Here is a 16,092-nt window from a genome sequence, read left to right on the forward strand (position 1 = left end):
TCCTCACTGGAGCACGACTTCCTTGAACAGCACCGCGCTGACCTGGATCGGCGCGACCGCGGCGTTGACGCGCTTGGTCAGCTCTTCCTTGAGGCGGAAGATGCCGGCGGAGCCGTTGAGATCGGAGGAACGGAGCTCGCGCACATAGGTCTGGAAGATGTCGGTGACGCGCGGCATCGACGGCTTGATCGCCTCGATCTGCTTCTCTTCCTTCAGCTCGAGCACGATCTTGAGCTTGAGATATTGCACGCGCTCGCCTGGCGCGCCGGCGAGGTTGACCATCATGTCGGGTACGTCGACGAAGGCCGGCGGCTTCGGCGGAGGCGCCGCCTCGGCATGATGCTCGTCGTCGCCATGACGGAAGAAGAAGAACCAGGTCGCAGCGCCGCCGCCGAGGACGGCGAGCAGGCCGACGGCCATGATGATGAGCTTGAGCTTGTTCTTTGGCGGAGCGGCTTCCGCGCCCTCGGCGGCTGCGCCGCCTTCCGCTTCGTTCTCTGCCATGGTCGTCCGGGCTCGCTCATCTCATCAAGGGTCGAAAGAGCGAAGCCTCCTGGCAGACAGTGACGCGATACAAATGTCCCAGCGCGATGCGCTCCTCTTAGGCGCAAACGCTACGGTAATAATGGTTAACGGAACCTTTCGATCGGGCCTTCGCTAGGAAAAATCTGCCGGGCAAACATGGCTAACAGAACCTTTCTGCCCCCCGCCCGGAGCTCCGAAAAATCGACATCCAATTGTAATTCCTTATCTTTTCGCGTTGGCACGGCTTTCGCTGAGAGAGGCCGAGACCGGACGGTTTGGGAGAACCCGACGGCCTCGTTCACGGGATCGGCCAAAGCGCTTGGGAGAGCGAAAGGGCCGGGCTCATTTGAGGGGAGATCGACCGATGCAGAATGCGCTTCTGATCGGGTTGTCACGGCAGATGACGTTGGAGCGGCAGATGGATGTCATCGCCAACAACGTCGCCAATGCCAACACCAACGGCTTCAAGGCCGACCATTCGCTGTTCGAGGAGTACCTCAACTCGAACGCGCATGAGGACAATTTCGTCGGCTCCGACCGCCGGGTCTCCTATGTGCAGGACCGCGGCACCTATCGCGACGTCGGCCAGGGGCCGATGGAGGCGACCAACAACCCGCTCGACATGGCGATCAGCGGCAACGCCTTCTTCGCCGTGCAGGCCAATGGCGCCGAGCGTTACACCCGCGACGGCAAATTCGCGCTCAGCAGCACCGGCCAGCTGATGACCTCCGACGGCAATCTGGTGCTCGGCACCGGCGGCCCGATCGTGTTCCAGCCGACCGACCACGACGTCAACGTCGCCCCCGACGGCACCGTGACGGTGCTGGAGGGCACCGCCAAGACGGACTCGATCCGCGGCAAGATCAAGATGGTGACGTTCGACGACCCGGCCAAGCTGATCAAGCTCGGCGCCAACCTCTATGACACGGGCTCCGCCACCCAGCAGCCCGACACCAAGTCCACCCTGCAGCAGGGCTATGTCGAGAAGTCGAACGTGAATTCGGTCGGCGAGATGAGCCGCATGGTCGAGGTGATGCGCAGCTACACCGCGATCGCCAACCTGCTGCAACAGCAGAGCGACCTCCACAAATCGGCGATCGAAAAGCTCGCCGACGTTCCGGCCTGATTAGGGGATCATTGACATGCAAGCGCTCCACACCGCTGCGACCGGAATGGCGGCACAGGAACTGAACGTTCAGGTGATCTCCAACAACATCGCCAATTTGCGCACCACCGGCTTCAAGAAGCAGACCGCGGCGTTCCAGGACCTGATCTACGAGCACATCCGCCGCGTCGGCGCCCAGGCTTCGGACCAGGGCACCATCCTGCCCGTCGGCGTCGACATCGGCGGCGGCGTCAAGACCGTCGGCACGCCGCGCAGCATGACGCAAGGAACGCTGTCGCAGACCGGCAACGACCTCGACCTCGCGATCTCGGGCGAAGGCTTCTTCAAGATCCTGATGCCCGACGGCACCTACCAGTACACCCGCGACGGCACCTTCCAGATGGACAATCAGGGCCGCGTCGTCACCGCGGGCGGCAACCCGGTGCAGCCGACCATCACGATCCCGAACAACGCCTCGGGCATCACCGTCAACGAGCAGGGTCAGGTCACCGTGACGCTGCCGGGCTCGTCGAGCAACACCGTGCTGGGCCAGATCGGCGTGACCCGTTTCATCAACAAGGCGGGCCTGCAGCCGGTCGGCAGCAACCAGTTCATCGAGACGACCTCGTCGGGCACGCCGCAAGACGGCACCGCAAACTCCGAAGGTTACGGCAAGATCACGCAAGGCAGCCTCGAACAGGCCAATGTCGACGTCGTCTCGGAGATGAGCGATTTGATCGCTGCGCAGCGCGCCTATGAGATGAACGCGAAGGTCATCAGCGCCGCCGACCAGATGATGCAATCGACCACGGCGCTGTTCCGCTGAGGTGATGAGATGATCCGCACCGCCTTTCTCGCACTCTCCGCCCTGCTCGTGCTGGCGCTGCCGGCGCGGGCCGCAGACGATGGCATCGCGACGCTGACGCTGCGCGCCAACGTCACCGTGACCTCCGACGTGGTGCGGGTCGGCGACCTCATCGACAATGCCGGCTCGGCCGCGCTGATCCCGGTCTATCGCTCGCCCGATCTCGGCACCACCGGCGCGCTGCCGGTCGCCCAGGTGCTGAGCGTGCTCCGCGCCAAGCAGGTGATCGGCGTGATGACCGGCGACATCAAGGAGGTCCAGGTCACCCGCCTTGCCCGCACGCTTGCCAGCAAGGATCTCGAGAACGCGGTCGCTTCCGCGCTCGAGCGCCGCTTCGGCCTGGGCGATGCCGCCAACATCATCGTCACCTTCGACCGCGGTCTCGCCGACATGCGCCTCGATGCCTCCAACACCGGCGCTCTCCAGGCGGTCGCGACCCGCTACGATGCCCGCGGCGGCCGCTTCGACATCGCCTTCGAAATCAACAACGACAGCAACCCGGCGCCGACCAAGCTGCGCCTGACCGGCACCGCGATCGAGACCGTCGAGGTCGCCGTGCTGACCCGCGACATCGATCGCAGCGAGATGCTGAAATCCTCCGACGTCGCGCTGGAGCGCCGGCCGAAGGCGGAAGTGGCCGGCGAGCCCGCGCCGCGCGAGCGCGCGGTCGGCATGCAGCTGCGCCGGCCGATGCGCGCCGGCACGCCGATCCGCGTCGCCGACATCGCCAAACCGGAATTCGTCTCGCGCGACCAGAGCGTCACCGTGATCTATCAGGTCCCCGGGATCTATCTCACCACCCGCGGCAAGGCGATCGAAGCCGGCGCCGAGGGCGACACGGTGAGCGTTATCAATCTGCAGACCAAGCGCACGCTGACCGGTGTCGTCACCGGCCGCGGCCAGGTGACCGTGCAGGGCGCCAGCCAGTCCGCGCCGATGGCGCCTGCGGTGGAGCAGACCTCCTCGCTCAAGCGCGACGAAGCGCCCGCCCCGGTCGACACCGCAGCCCTCCTCCGCAACCTGGTCCAGCCCCCCGCCTCGCCGGGCCAGATCGCAGAAGTCCAGATCCCGCAAGCTCGCGTCTCGCAAGCCCAAGCCAAGTAAGAGTTTGTCATGTCCGTTTTCAGTTCGGCTTCCCGTCTTCGTCGCATCGCGGTCTCTGCCCTGCTGCTGGCAGCCAGCGCGCTTGGCGGTTGCTCCTCGATCGACCGCCTGTCGCAGATCGGCGAGCAACCAAAGCTGGCCGCGATCGAAAATCCGACGACGCAGCCCGGCTACAAGCCGGTGCAGATGCCGATGCCGAAGCCGGAAGTCGCCTCCTACAGCCCGAACTCGCTGTGGCGTAACGGCAGCCGCGCCTTCTTCAAGGATCAGCGCGCCACCCATGTCGGCGACCTCCTGACCGTGACGGTGAACATCACCGACAAGGCCAATATCGAGAACGAGACGCAGCGCAGCCGCACCAACAAGGAAGACTCGGGGATTACCGACTTCATCGGGGCGAAGACGCTCGGCGTACAGGCGCAGAAGGTGCTGCCCGGCCGCATTCTCACGGCCGACTCCACTGCCTCCAGCGACGGCAAGGGTTCGGTCAATCGCACGGAAGCGTTGCAGACCAACGTTGCCGCCGTCGTCACCCAGGTGCTGCCGAACGGCAACCTCGTCGTCGAAGGCAAGCAGGAGATCCGCGTCAACTACGAGATCCGCGAGCTCGTGGTCGCCGGCATCGTCCGCCCCGAGGACATCCAGAGCGACAACACCATCGATTCCAGCAAGATCGCGCAGGCCCGCATCGCCTATGGCGGCCGCGGCCAGATCATGGACGTGCAGCAGCCGCGCTACGGTCAGCAAGTCATGGACGTGCTGCTGCCCTTCTAAGGTTCTCCCGAGCTCCCACATCGTGTTCGCGAACCTAGGCGCGAACGACGATGTACGACGCGGCCTCCGGTAGCTCCCCTGCCGGAGGCCGCATTTATTGGTGGGGGTGGTGTCGTTATGGCAGCGGTTCAAGTCCGCGCAATTGCAGCGACGCCGCTGCCGCACACTCGGTCATTGCGAGCAAAGCGAAGCAATCCAGACTGCCGCCGCGGAAAAGATTCTGGATTGCTTCGCTACGCTCGCAATGACGGGTGGAGAGAGCGCCTCACGTAAACTCCGCCTCCACCACGCCCAGCCCATCGAGCTCCATCCGCACCTTGTCGCCGGCTTTCAGCCACAGCGTCTTCACGAGGCTCCCGGTCAGCACGAGCTGTCCGGCATGCAGGCCCTTACCTTCGGCGGCGAGATGGTTGGCAAGCCAGGCGAGTGCGTTGTGGGGATGGCGAAGCACGTCGGCGCCGGTGCCGTGGCTGACTTCCTCGCCGTTGACGAGGGCGCGGCCCTTGACCGCTTTCAGGTCGGGCACCGACGAGCGCGCAACCGACGGGCCCAGCACGCAGCCGGCGGCGAAGAAATCGTCGGCGATCAAGGTCGGCGCGCCCATCGTCTCCCATTTCACGTAGCGGTCGTCGACGATCTCGATCGCGGGGTGATAGGCCTCGACGGCCTCGCCGACCCATTCGGCCGTGAATGGCGCCTCGCCGGCGGCAAGGTTGCGCTTCAGCCGCGCCGCGATCTCGCACTCGACGCCGACGCGGACATAGTCGGACGCCGCGAGCTTGACGCCGCTGTCATGCACGCCCTTCTGGAACACGCCGCCGCCGCAGGGGTGCGGGATGCCGATGTACTCCTGCATGACTTGGCTGGTGCAGCCGATCTTGTAGCCGACCAGGGGGCCGGCATGCGGCAGCAGCAAATCATGCAGCGCGCGCTGCACCTGATAGCCCTCGGCCTCGTCGCCTGGCGGATGTTCCAGCGCGGCGAGCGGCGCATGGTTCCTGCGCGCCAGTGCGATCGCCTTTGCGGCCTCGAGAATTTTGTCCATCGGCGCCGCCTTTCCACGCTACCAAACCAAGGGCGGCACTTCAGCATCCCCGCCCGGGCCTGACAAGCACGGGCGGCGTGCAGGATCAGCCCTTGAGCAGGCCGAGCCGGATCAGGCTCTCGGCGGTGGAAAGAATCGCCTCGTCGTTGGAACGAGGCTGCCAGCCCAGCACAGACCGCGCCTTGGCGCTGGTGGAACGCCTGACACGCCCCAGCATCGGCACGACCGCCTGCAGCAAGGGAATCCGGTATGCGGCGACCCGCACCAGCCAGTCCGGCGCCTGCAGCCTGGGAACCCGGCGCGCTTTGGCGCCCAGTTCTCGCCGCAGCACCTTGCCGATGTCTAGGATTGACACGGGCTCGCCCGACACTGCGATGAAGCGCTCGCCTTTAGCCTCCGGCGCGGTCATCGCCCGCAAATGCAGATCGGCGACGTCGCGCACATCGACCACGCCGAAATAGACCCGCGGCACCGCCGGCATGGCGCCATCGAGCAGCGACTTGACGATCTCGATCGAGCCGGAGAAGTCCGGCCCCAGCACGGGACCGAAAATGCCGGCGGGATTGACCACCGACAGTTCGAGCCCGCCGCCCTCGCGCGCGATGAAATCCCAGGCCGCCCGCTCGGCCAGGGTCTTCGACTTAATGTAGGGCTGCACGTCAGCGCCCTCGAGATTGGTCCACTCGGTCTCGTCGAACGGTCTTTCGCGCGGCTCGTGGCCGTAGCCGATCGCCCCCAGCGAGGACGTGACGACGACGCGCCGGACCCTGGCGTCGCGGGCGGCACGCAGCACCCGCAACGTGCCGTCGCGGGCCGGGATGATCATCTCGTTCTCGTCTTTGGGAACGCTGGTCGACAGCGGCGAGGCGACATGGAGCACGTAGTCGCAGCCAGCGATCGCCTCGTGCCAGCCGTGGTCGGCCGTGAGGTCGGCGGTGAAGAAGGACAGGTTTTCGGGCGATGCCACCCCACCCTCGCGCAGCATCGCCAGCACGTCGGCTTGCCGGTCCGCCCGGCGCACCGTGGTCCGGACCTGATGGCCCGCGGCCAGGAGTTGCAGGACGACATGGATACCGACGAAGCCGGACCCGCCGGTGACCAGAACGGTGCTCATTGCCAAATTCCCTCGTTGCGCCGGGTGCGCGAATGAGGCCGCCACCCTGCTCAAGGCCGCATCTGGCCCCTATCTCTCGGTGGAACAAGTAGAATGGATTCCGAGACCGGTATGGAAAACCTGACCAGCATTTGCGACGGCGACTGCGATTGCAGCCCCGACCCTGCCCTGCTCGACGACTTCAAGCGCGCCATCCACGCGCTCGGCGGCAAGTGGAAACTCGAGATCCTGTTCGCGCTGATGAACGGGGCGGTTCGTTTCGGCGCGTTGCGGCGATCGATCGATGGCATCACTCAGCACATGCTGACGACGCAGCTGCGCGAGCTCGAACAGGACGGGCTGGTATCCCGCACCGCCTTTGCCGAGAAGCCGCTGCGGGTCGAATATGAGCTGACGGATGCGGCCTACGGCCTGCTGCCGGCGTTTAAGGAAATATTGAGCTGGTCCAGGCTTTATGGAGATGCGCGCCTCTCAGCGTCGCATGAAGCCTGATTGCAGCGAAACATGACGCGGCTTGATCAGCTTCACAGCATACGGGTCGATCCCGTTGATGCGACTCGCGAAAACATCCCGCACCTGAAGTGAAGGCTGTTTCTCATGTGAACTCACGTGAGGTTTCAGGAATCGACTCTAGCTCATTGATCCCGATTCATTTTTCGCGATTGCGCACGTGCATCGAGGCTCGCGGCGGCGAGCAACAGCCAAAATGCTGATTGCGGCACCAAACGGTACCTTGCGTCCCAAAAAACAAAGAGCCGCATCGCTGCGGCTCGGACTCTATTCGTCGCGATAGACCTTCTCGCGTTTCTCGTGGCGCTCCTGCGCTTCCACCGAGAGCGTCGCGATGGGCCGCGCTTCGAGCCGTTTCAACGAGATCGGCTCGCCGGTATCCTCGCAATAGCCGTAGGTGTTGTCCTCGATGCGCTGGAGCGCGGCGTCGATCTTGGCGATCAACTTGCGCTGGCGGTCGCGGGCGCGGAGTTCGATGGCGCGGTCAGTTTCGGACGATGCCCGATCAGCCAGATCGGGGTGGTTCACGTTCTCCTCCTGCAAGGCTTGCAGGGTGAGCTTGGACTCTTTGAGGATCTCATCCTTCCAGGCGAGGAGCTTCAGACGGAAGTACTCCTTCTGCCGGTCGTTCATGAAAGGCTCTTTTTCGGTCGGTCGGTAGTTTTTCAACTTTTCCAAGGGCGGCCTATCTTCTTAAGCAACGACTCGCGAACGGAACGGGGTCCGTTGAGCCGGGGCTTATATAGCTACCCCTTGTGACAGACAATATTTCCTTAATGGCGCAGTTACCGCCCCCAAGCCCTTGCACAGGAAGGTTTATCCCGCAGGGCCCGGGGGGCGGCCAAAAGCCTAGTAGCCGACCGTGAAACGCTGCCTTGGGTGGGCCGGCTTCTCGATCTCGTCGGCAAGCGCGATGGCGTAGTCGGCGAAGCTGATCCAGCTCTTGCCGTTCGCATCTGCGAGAAGCTGGTCGGTGCCAAGCCGGAACTTGCCGGTCCGTTCCCCTTCGATGAAAAGGGCCGAGGGCGAGATAAAGGTCCAGTTCAGGTCCTTTTCCTGCCGCAGGAGGTCGAGGAACGCAGAGCCTGCCTCTGCCTCGGCCTTGTATTGGGCCGGAAAACCGGGAGTTGTGACCAGCTTGACGCCGGGGGCGACTTCAAGGCTGCCGGCGCCACCGACGACCAGATAGCGCCCGACGCCGGAGGTCTTGGCTGCGCCGATCAGCTTGTGCGGGTCGCTCGCCAGGAAGTGCACGGAACTGATCGCAGCGTCATGCCCGGCCCAGAGTTTGGCCAGACCGGCCTGATCGAGCACATCTCCCTTGGTTGGTGTGACGTTCGGCAGCGCCGCAATCTTGTCGGGGTTCCGGGCAATGGCGGTAACCGCGTGACCGCGGCGGGACAATTCCTTGGTGATCTCTGACCCGGCCCGACCCGAGGCGCCGGCGACTGCGATTTTCATGGAAGGCTTCCTTTGCTTCTGTGGTAACTAATGGTGACTAGATATCGCAAGGAATGCTGGTGTTAAGAGCGCACTTTGTGCTTACCTGATTACACCGGAGTAACCAGGGCGACAGCTGGCGAGCCCAAGCAAGCATGAGGACCCCCAGAATGAAACCAAATGTCTATGCCGCCGAATGCCCGACGCGCCAGATCCTCGATCGTGTCGGCGATAAATGGGCCGTGCTGATCCTGTTGCTGCTGCGTGAGGAGCCGATGCGTTTCAATCAATTGCGTCGCACGATTGAAGGCATTTCGCAGAAGATGCTGAGCCAGGTTCTCAAGTCGCTCGAACGCGACGGCCTGCTCAAGCGTCGCGCCATCGCGACCGTGCCAGTGACGGTCGAATATTCGATCACGCAGCTCGGCCTGACGCTCGCCGCCGCGGTCGATCCGCTGCGCGATTGGGCCGAGGAGAATCTGAAAGACGTGCTCGCCGCCCAGCGCCGCTACGACGCGCAGTTGAAGCAGGAAGCGGCGTAGGCGCGAGACCCCTCGCAGACCCGTCTTCCTTCGAGGGTCGCTGAAGAAGCGGCCACTCAGGGTGACGGATAACGTGACGATCAGCCCTGCCCGGCCTTCGCCAGCTCGACCTCGACGCGCAGCTCGATCTCGGACAGCACGGAATCCAGGCCGGGATCACCGGACGACGATTTCAAATTCGCCGCCGCATCGCGCAGCCGCATCACGGTCGACGTGTCGAGATTGCCGGAGAGAAGTCCCATCTTGAGATCGTCGAGCACGTCGAGCGCGGTCCTGCCGCGGGCAACCGAGCGCTTGCGCCGTTCGACCGGATCCTCCTCGATGCCTTGCAGCGCGAGAAGCCCGTCGATGTTGGCGGTGGCCTTCGGTGCGGCAGCGCTCCGCGTCTCCTGCGCCGACGTCGTATCCGGCAGCACGAAGGTGCCGGAGCTCGTTCGCCTGGCTTGGCTCGCCGGGGTCCCAAGCGTGGTGCCATTCGGTCCGTAGATGCGCATCGAAGCAATCCGGGTGATCGATGCGCCACATTCGCCGCTTTATGGTTAACGGAACGTAAACGGGCCGGCAAAAACTGCCGACGGGCGGCAGTTTCGCTCCTCAGCGACAACGGCCGCTGACACAGGAGGAAACAAGTTTACTCAACCTATTCAATCGCCTAGGCCCTCTGCCCCGCGTTGGCACAGCGCTCGCAAGGACAGCGTCGGACCAGCTCGTCATGGGAGTGTCGCAGATGGTCCGAGATGTGAGGAGGCTTCTCGGAAAGCCTTGGGGAGCAGAGGATGCCAGGCGTTCGTTGGGTGAGAATTTTTGCAGTGGCCTGCGCCGCGCTGTCAGCGTTGGCGCTCTCGGCCGCCTCTGCCAATGCGACCTCGCGCATCAAGGATCTCGCCAACATCGAAGGCGTGCGGCAGAACCAGCTGATCGGCTATGGCCTCGTCGTCGGCCTCAACGGCACCGGCGACACCCTCAACAACATTCCCTTCACCAAGCAGTCGCTGCAGGCGATGCTCGAGCGCATGGGCGTCAACATCCGCGGCGCCACCATCCGCACCGGCAACGTCGCCGCTGTGATGGTGACGGGCAATCTGCCGGCCTTCGCCACCCAAGGCACGCGCATGGACGTGACCGTGTCAGCGCTCGGCGATGCCAAGGATCTGCGCGGCGGCACCCTGCTCGTCACCCCCCTCCTCGGTGCCGACGGCAACGTCTACGCGGTGGCGCAGGGCTCGCTCGCGATCTCCGGCTTCCAGGCCGAGGGCGAGGCAGCCAAGATCGTGCGCGGCGTTCCGACCGTGGGCCGCATCGCCAATGGCGCCATCATCGAGCGCGAGATCGAATTCGCGCTGAACCGCCTGCCAAACGTGCGGCTCGCGCTGCGCAACGCCGACTTCACCACGGCCAAGCGGATCGCGGCCGCGATCAACGACTATCTCGGTGTCAAGACCGCCGAGCCGATCGATCCATCGACGGTGCAGCTTTCGATCCCGCCGGAGTTCAAGGGCAACGTCGTCGCCTTTCTGACCGAGATCGAGCAGCTCCAGGTCGATCCGGACCTCGCCGCCAAGATCATCATCGACGAACGCTCCGGCATCATCGTAATGGGCCGCGACGTCCGCGTCGCCACCGTCGCGGTCGCGCAGGGCAATCTCACGGTCACGATCTCCGAAAGCCCGCAGGTGAGCCAGCCCAACCCGCTGTCGCGAGGCCGGACCGTGGTCACGCCGCGGTCCAGCGTCGGCGTCACCGAGGATGGCAAGAAGTTCGCTGTCGTCAAGGACGGCGTCTCGCTCCAGCAGCTCGTCGACGGCCTCAACGGCCTCGGCATCGGCCCGCGCGACCTCATCAGCATCCTCCAGGCGATCAAGGCCGCCGGTGCGATCGAAGCCGACATCGAGGTGATGTGATGCAGGCCGGCATGATCAACAGCGCCCACGCCGTCACCGCCGCCCTCTCGAACCCGGCCTTCTCGGTCGAGAGCCGCAACAACCGTCCAGACTTCGAGCTCGCCGCCGCGCTTCAGAAGGTCTCGCCGCAGCAGCAGGCCAAGGCGCAGAAGACCGCCACCGACTTCGAGGCGATGTTCCTCAACAGCATGTTCTCGCAGATGACGTCGGGCCTGAAGGGCGAAGGCCCGTTCGGCGATACACCGGGCACGGGCGTGTGGCGCTCGATGCTGACCGAGCAATATTCCAAGAACTTCGCCAAGGCCGGCGGCGTCGGTGTCGCCACCGAGGTCTACCGTACCCTGATCATGCAGCAGGCCAAAACCATCCGCACGGCATAAGGTCCTTTCGAGATGAACCACTTCAACGCCTCACGTCAGCCAATGCCGGCACAGCGTCCCGGCACGCCCGAGAGCGCCGCGGCGCGCAAGCTCGCCGAGGACCTGATGGACGCGATGAACGCGCTGCTCGGCCTGATCGAGCGCGAAACCGAGCTGGTCCGCGCCGGCAAGGTCCGCGAGGCGATGACGATGGAGGGCCAGAAGCAGGAGCTGTCGCGGCGCTATGTCGCCGCCGTCGGCCAGCTGAAGGCAAACCAGCCGCAGCTCGCGAAATCCGCGCCCGAGCTGCTCTCGACGCTGCACCGGCATCACGATGCCTTCCGCGCCATGCTCCAGGTCAACCTCACCGTGCTCGCAACCGCGCACGCAGTTTCCGAAAGCGTCGTGCGCGGCGTCAATGCCGAGATCCAGAAGCGCAACGTGCCGAACACCTACACCGCGGCAGGGCGCCGCGCGGCTCCCGGTCCGCGCCACATCACGCCGCTCGCGGTCAGCCGCTCGCTCTGAGCGCCCTCGCAAGAACTGTCTTCAATTTTAGGAAAAACCGCGCGGCTAAAGCGTCGCGTGGTTAGCCACGTTTCCTTACCGGGTGTTCAATCCTGGTGTTCCATGGTTGCGTATTGAGAGGGGTTGGGATTTGACTCACGTAAGGCAACCAGGAGGCTGCCATGAGTACAGATTTCAGCATCAGGCCGGTGGGGATACCGGCCCCCGTACAGATCGTCACGACGTCGAATTCGGCGGCGAACGAAGCCGTGCAAACCGATTTGCCCGTGAGCCAGACGGTCGCCGCGAGTGATACCAGCGCGCCTGCGCGCAATGATTTGCAGAACAGCGAGAACATCTCGCGCCAGGTGGTGTTCGACCAGGCGGCCGCATCCATGGTGTTCCAGGTCGTCAACGACAAGACCGATGCGGTGGTCAACCAGTTCCCCGACGAGGCGATGCTGCGCCGGCGTGCCTATTTCCATGCACTGGATTTGAAGTCGGAGCCCTCGCGTCCGCTCAACACGGACCTCAGCGCCTAAAGCGCGCCTGCCGATCAGCTGTCGAGCGTGGCCTGCGCGGTGTCGAGATAGCTCGAGCCGGTCGCGGGGTCCGTGACAACGTTCTTGATCTGCGCCTTCCCGGTATCGGTCAACGTGAACTTCGTGTTGCCGAAGCGGAACGAGGAATCCTTGATCAGCACCTGCTGGTATTGCGAGGTCCCGCCGCTCTGATAGTGGATCTGCGCGCGGAAGCCGTTGACCTGCGAGACATTCAGCGAGAACGTCTTGCCGTCGGGATAGGTGCCGGTCCAATTGCCCTGGTAGAGCGACGAGTCGACGGCAACGTATTTGGACGAGCCCGTGGTGCTCGAAAGGACGCTGGACTTATAGGCGGTCGACAGAATGCTCATGATGTCGGACATCATGAGTCTCCGTCACGGCCGGCCGGAGAGGCCAGCGGCGATGTTGCGGTTGATCTCGATCAGCGGACGGAAGTGATCGAACTGCGGGCTCATCTGCAGCGCCGCCGTCTGGCTCAGCACGAACACGCTGATGTTGGCAATCTTCTGCCGGACGTCGAGCGGCTGCGGGTTGGTGTCGCGCATCGCCTCGCTGAGGAAGATGGTCCAGAGCTTGCGATTGAACATCAACGCCTGCGTGGTCTGCTCGCTGAATGGGTCAGCATTGTTGACAGCGTCCTGGAGCTTGTTGGCAGCCTTCAGCAGAGTCTGCGCCTCGATGTCGCGAGGGGAAGCGGTCGTCGTTGCGACACGCGCGTAGGCCGAGGCAGCAGAATTCGACATCAATCACACCTTGGAAGCTTCCTAGCCCGTTGAACGGACTTAAGGATTTCTTTCCCAACCCTATGCATCACCGCTTAAGATTTGCTTACATGTGCGCTTGGAAGCACTCCGGATTATTACGGGTCGCAGAGTCCTTCTGTCGCACAAGGCTAGATGCGCCAACGCAAGCTGTAAACTTGCACTGCATCATGCGCATCGATCTCGGCTAATCCAGTGTTAGCGGACTCCTTCAAAACAACGGCGGAGCGTTAGCCCCGCCGCGCTGTCTCAAGATGCGCGGTCTCAAGATTCGATTCTTGCGCTTTCGAATTAGCGGAGCAGCTGCAGCACGCTCTGCTGCGACTGGTTGGCCAGCGACAGCGCGGAGACCGCGATCGACTGGCGGGGCGACAGCGCCCGGCTGTTCGCCGCGTCGTCCTAGGGGGCGGCGGGGGGCAGGCTGGGGGCGCCGGGCGGGGCCACGCTGATGTTGGGTTTGGGGGAGTGCTGGCGCGCCGGACCGGTAGCGGGGTGGGAACCGAGCGAAGAGCCCTCCGAACGCAGCGTGCTCGATGCAGCATTCAGGCTCTGCAGCACCTTGTTGGTCGCGCCGTTGTCGATGAAGTCGGTGCCGGGGACGAGATTGCTGAGGCCGAGACCCGCCGCGTTGAACACCACGCCGTTGATGCCGAGCGTGGAGCTGCCGGTCTCGTTGAAGACCAGCTTCAGCGTGTCGCCGTTCAAGAGGTTTACGCCGTTGAAGGAGGAGTCCTGCGAGGTCGTGTCGATCTGCGCCAGGATGTTGTTGAACTGGCTGACCAGGCTCGAACGCGCGGTCTGCGCCACGGGATCCTGCACCGGCGGCTGTGCGGTGGTGAAGGCGAGCACGCTGCCGAGCGTGCCGCCGACCGTGCCGCCGGCAATGGACGAGCCGAGCGTCGAGGAGGCGTATTCGTTGACGGTGGTGACCGTCAGTACGCCGTTGGCATCGATCGTGGCGGTCAGATGGTTGGCCTGAAGCTGCACGTTGAGCTGGTCGAGCGTCTTGACCGTGCCGTTGGTGCCGTCGCCGAAGGTGACGTTGACCGGCGTGCCGCCGTTGAAGGAGGTAAAGGTCAGTGTCTTGCCGCTGACACCGCCGACACCGGATTTGCGATCGGCGCTGAATGCCGTCGCCGTCCCGGTATTGCCGCTGAGGCCGAAGGCGCTGAGCGCGTTGCCGGTTCCGGTGATCGAAAGATCGGCATTGATGCCGGTCGAGATCGATAGCTGGCCGCTCGAATTCACCGACGACGGGATCTGGCCCGACGTGGTGGAGAGATTCGCAGCACCGTTGAACAGGCTCGCGGTCTTCACGCCGGTGGCGAGGTCGATCGAATTGAGCAGGTCGGTCAGCGTCGCGCTCTGCAGATAGACCGTCGAGTTGCCGTTGCCGTCGGTGACGACGTTGCCGTTGACACCGAAGCCGGTGGGCACGCTTGTGGCCGACTGCGGCGTCTGCGCGTTCTTGAAGGTGATGGTGTGGCCGTCGACATTCAGCGTCGAGCCGTCCTGCACGAGCGTCCCCAGCGAGCCGCCCGTCGTCGAACGGTTCGCGGTCACACTGGCATTGCCCGCACCGGTCGCTGCGGTGAGGCCGAGGGCGTGAAGGAAGTCGGCATTGCCCGTCACGCTCAGGTCGGCACCGGTCGAGCTCTTCAGCGTGACGACGCCGCCCGCACCGATGGAGGATGGCGTCTGGACCGTACCGACGGTCGCGCCGCTGGTCGCAAGCGTCGCCGCACCTGCGCTGATCGTCGCGGTCTTGACGCCGCTGGCAAGATCGATCGCACTGAGCACGTCGTTGACGGTCGCCTTGGGAGCGGCCGCGGTTCCTTCATAGACGATCGAATTGCCGTTGCCGTCGGTGGCAATGCTTCCGCTGGCGTTGAGGCCCCAGCCGGTCGGTTGCGTCGCCGGCGCCGGGCCGGTGCGGAACGTGATGGTCTTGCCGTTCACCGTCAGGGTGGCGCCGTCGGCCGGCGGCGTGCTGAACGTGGTTGAGGTCGTGCTGCCGAGCAGCGTATCCGTGCCGGCCAGCGCCGTGGTGCCGTCGGCGGCGGTCGTCGTATTGCCGGTCAAGGTGCCGGCGCTGGAGCCGAGCGAGGCGCCGAGCGCGGCAGCCGCGGTCACGGGCGTGACGCCGCCGGCCGCACCCGTATAGAGCACGTTGCTGTTGGCCGTCGCGCTCGCGTAAGACGTCGTGCCGCGCAGATCCGCCGGTGTCGCACCCGGAATCGTGGTCGAAACGTTGGATTTTGTGGAGTAGCCGACCGTGGTCTGCAGTGCCTGGTTGGCGATCGATTTGGCGGAGTCGATCAGCTTCTGCAACGAGGTGATGCCGGTATTGGCCGCCTGGAGCACCTGCACACCGTTATTGATGCCATCCAGGAGGTTGCTGATGTCGCTCGCCCGGTTGTCCAGCCCCTGTGCCGTGAAGAAGTTGGTCGGATTGTCGAGCGCGGTGTTCACCTTCTTGCCGGTCGACAGCCGTTCCTGCGTCGTGGCCAGCAAGTCGGCTGTCGACTGCAGCGACAACAGGTTCTGGCGAACGGACGCCGAGAGAACGATGTTGGACATTGGCAAGTCTTCCTCTTGAACCGGATACGAATCGGCCGCGCAGGTCTGGAAGCGGGCTTTTGTCCAGTTTTAGGAGCTGTCCTTTAAAGTATGGTTAACGCCGGTTTAAGGGATACGGTTAATGTCTGGTGTACGCCCTTCCCTGCCCCGGAACGCACAAAAAAGCGGCGGGGCAAAAGCCCCGCCGCCCGATTTTATGGAGTAACTTCAGCCGCTTAGCGGAGCAGCTGCAGCACGCTCTGCTGCGAGGTGTTGGCGAGCGACAGCGCCGAGACCGCGATCGACTGGCGGGTCGAGAGCGCCTGGCTGTTGGCCGCCTCGACGTTGGTGTCGGCCAGCGTCAGGGTGGACGAGCCGGGCTGCAGCACGTTGGTCAGGTTCTTGTTGAAGTCCTGAC

20 protein-coding genes are annotated in these 16,092 nt (G+C 64.2%); 10 read left to right on the forward strand and 10 right to left on the reverse strand.

Annotation, left to right across the window (positions count from 1 at the left end):
- Positions 1–3 precede the first annotated feature (3 nt).
- Positions 4–504 carry a flagellar basal body-associated protein FliL gene (gene fliL, locus G8O24_RS01285; protein ID WP_188095702.1) on the reverse strand — a complete coding sequence of 167 codons (501 nt, stop codon included), beginning with the start codon at positions 502–504 and terminating at the stop codon, positions 4–6.
- Positions 505–889: 385 nt separating this feature from the next.
- Between fliL and flgF the strand changes: the two genes are divergently transcribed.
- From flgF to flgH, 4 genes are read left to right on the forward strand one after another with little or no spacing between them, the layout of a single operon-like run.
- A complete protein-coding gene (gene flgF / locus G8O24_RS01290; protein ID WP_188095704.1) occupies positions 890–1,651 on the forward strand; it encodes a flagellar basal-body rod protein FlgF in 762 nt (253 codons plus the stop codon).
- Positions 1,652–1,667: 16 nt separating this feature from the next.
- Complete coding sequence (gene flgG, locus G8O24_RS01295) at positions 1,668–2,456, forward strand: flagellar basal-body rod protein FlgG (protein ID WP_188095705.1); 789 nt, start codon at positions 1,668–1,670, stop codon at positions 2,454–2,456.
- Positions 2,457–2,465: 9 nt separating this feature from the next.
- Positions 2,466–3,599: a flagellar basal body P-ring formation chaperone FlgA gene (flgA, locus tag G8O24_RS01300; RefSeq protein WP_188095707.1), complete on the forward strand. Its 1,134-nt coding sequence runs from the start codon at positions 2,466–2,468 to the stop codon at positions 3,597–3,599.
- A 9-nt stretch (positions 3,600–3,608) separates the two neighbouring features.
- Positions 3,609–4,373 (forward strand): flagellar basal body L-ring protein FlgH, encoded by a 765-nt coding sequence (gene flgH / locus G8O24_RS01305; protein WP_188095708.1) that lies wholly within the window; start codon positions 3,609–3,611, stop codon positions 4,371–4,373.
- Positions 4,374–4,638: 265 nt separating this feature from the next.
- Here flgH and G8O24_RS01310 read toward each other — a convergent pair whose 3' ends face one another.
- Entirely contained in the window at positions 4,639–5,418 is a 780-nt protein-coding gene (locus G8O24_RS01310) for a 2-keto-4-pentenoate hydratase (protein WP_188095710.1), read from the reverse strand.
- Between the two features lie 85 nt (positions 5,419–5,503).
- Positions 5,504–6,532 carry an SDR family oxidoreductase gene (locus G8O24_RS01315; protein ID WP_188095712.1) on the reverse strand — a complete coding sequence of 343 codons (1,029 nt, stop codon included), beginning with the start codon at positions 6,530–6,532 and terminating at the stop codon, positions 5,504–5,506.
- A 93-nt stretch (positions 6,533–6,625) separates the two neighbouring features.
- Here G8O24_RS01315 and G8O24_RS01320 point away from each other — a divergent pair, with 93 nt between their 5' ends.
- Complete coding sequence (locus G8O24_RS01320; RefSeq protein ID WP_188095713.1) at positions 6,626–7,024, forward strand: winged helix-turn-helix transcriptional regulator; 399 nt, start codon at positions 6,626–6,628, stop codon at positions 7,022–7,024.
- 285 nt (positions 7,025–7,309) lie between these two features.
- Here the strand turns inward: G8O24_RS01320 and dksA are convergent, their stop codons facing one another.
- A complete protein-coding gene (dksA, locus tag G8O24_RS01325; RefSeq protein WP_008554760.1) occupies positions 7,310–7,675 on the reverse strand; it encodes an RNA polymerase-binding protein DksA in 366 nt (121 codons plus the stop codon).
- A gap of 216 nt (positions 7,676–7,891) precedes the next feature.
- Positions 7,892–8,503 carry an NAD(P)-dependent oxidoreductase gene (locus tag G8O24_RS01330; RefSeq protein ID WP_188095715.1) on the reverse strand — a complete coding sequence of 204 codons (612 nt, stop codon included), beginning with the start codon at positions 8,501–8,503 and terminating at the stop codon, positions 7,892–7,894.
- 149 nt (positions 8,504–8,652) lie between these two features.
- Between G8O24_RS01330 and G8O24_RS01335 the strand changes: the two genes are divergently transcribed.
- Positions 8,653–9,024, forward strand: a complete 372-nt coding sequence (locus G8O24_RS01335; RefSeq protein WP_188095717.1) for a winged helix-turn-helix transcriptional regulator — start codon at positions 8,653–8,655, stop codon at positions 9,022–9,024.
- An 80-nt stretch (positions 9,025–9,104) separates the two neighbouring features.
- On the opposite strand, the gene G8O24_RS01340 is transcribed toward G8O24_RS01335, so the two are convergent.
- A complete protein-coding gene (locus G8O24_RS01340) occupies positions 9,105–9,518 on the reverse strand; it encodes a flagellar assembly protein FliX (RefSeq protein ID WP_188095719.1) in 414 nt (137 codons plus the stop codon).
- Between the two features lie 282 nt (positions 9,519–9,800).
- Here G8O24_RS01340 and G8O24_RS01345 point away from each other — a divergent pair, with 282 nt between their 5' ends.
- The 4 genes from G8O24_RS01345 to G8O24_RS01360 all read left to right on the forward strand — a co-directional run bounded on the left by G8O24_RS01345 (position 9,801) and on the right by G8O24_RS01360 (position 12,333).
- Positions 9,801–10,925 carry a flagellar basal body P-ring protein FlgI gene (locus G8O24_RS01345; protein WP_188095721.1) on the forward strand — a complete coding sequence of 375 codons (1,125 nt, stop codon included), beginning with the start codon at positions 9,801–9,803 and terminating at the stop codon, positions 10,923–10,925.
- Entirely contained in the window at positions 10,925–11,305 is a 381-nt protein-coding gene (gene flgJ / locus G8O24_RS01350) for a flagellar assembly peptidoglycan hydrolase FlgJ (RefSeq protein WP_188095723.1), read from the forward strand. The genes G8O24_RS01345 and flgJ overlap by 1 nt, the downstream gene beginning before the upstream one ends.
- Positions 11,306–11,317: 12 nt before the next feature.
- Positions 11,318–11,812, forward strand: a complete 495-nt coding sequence (locus tag G8O24_RS01355) for a hypothetical protein (RefSeq protein WP_188095725.1) — start codon at positions 11,318–11,320, stop codon at positions 11,810–11,812.
- Positions 11,813–11,973: 161 nt separating this feature from the next.
- Positions 11,974–12,333, forward strand: a complete 360-nt coding sequence (locus G8O24_RS01360) for a hypothetical protein (protein WP_188095728.1) — start codon at positions 11,974–11,976, stop codon at positions 12,331–12,333.
- A gap of 14 nt (positions 12,334–12,347) precedes the next feature.
- On the opposite strand, the gene G8O24_RS01365 is transcribed toward G8O24_RS01360, so the two are convergent.
- From G8O24_RS01365 to G8O24_RS01380, 4 genes are all read right to left on the reverse strand, one after another.
- Complete coding sequence (locus tag G8O24_RS01365) at positions 12,348–12,716, reverse strand: hypothetical protein (RefSeq protein WP_188095729.1); 369 nt, start codon at positions 12,714–12,716, stop codon at positions 12,348–12,350.
- Positions 12,717–12,728: 12 nt separating this feature from the next.
- Positions 12,729–13,097 (reverse strand): flagellar biosynthesis regulator FlaF, encoded by a 369-nt coding sequence (gene flaF / locus G8O24_RS01370; RefSeq protein ID WP_188095731.1) that lies wholly within the window; start codon positions 13,095–13,097, stop codon positions 12,729–12,731.
- A gap of 417 nt (positions 13,098–13,514) precedes the next feature.
- On the reverse strand, positions 13,515–15,695 hold the full coding sequence (locus G8O24_RS01375) for a DUF1522 domain-containing protein (protein ID WP_438503262.1): 2,181 nt from the start codon (positions 15,693–15,695) through the stop codon (positions 13,515–13,517).
- A 215-nt stretch (positions 15,696–15,910) separates the two neighbouring features.
- A partial coding sequence (locus G8O24_RS01380) for a flagellin (RefSeq protein WP_283815472.1) occupies positions 15,911–16,092 on the reverse strand: 182 nt, incomplete at its 5' end.

The organism is Bradyrhizobium campsiandrae (assembly GCF_014529705.1).
Lineage (GTDB): Bacteria > Pseudomonadota > Alphaproteobacteria > Rhizobiales > Xanthobacteraceae > Bradyrhizobium > Bradyrhizobium campsiandrae.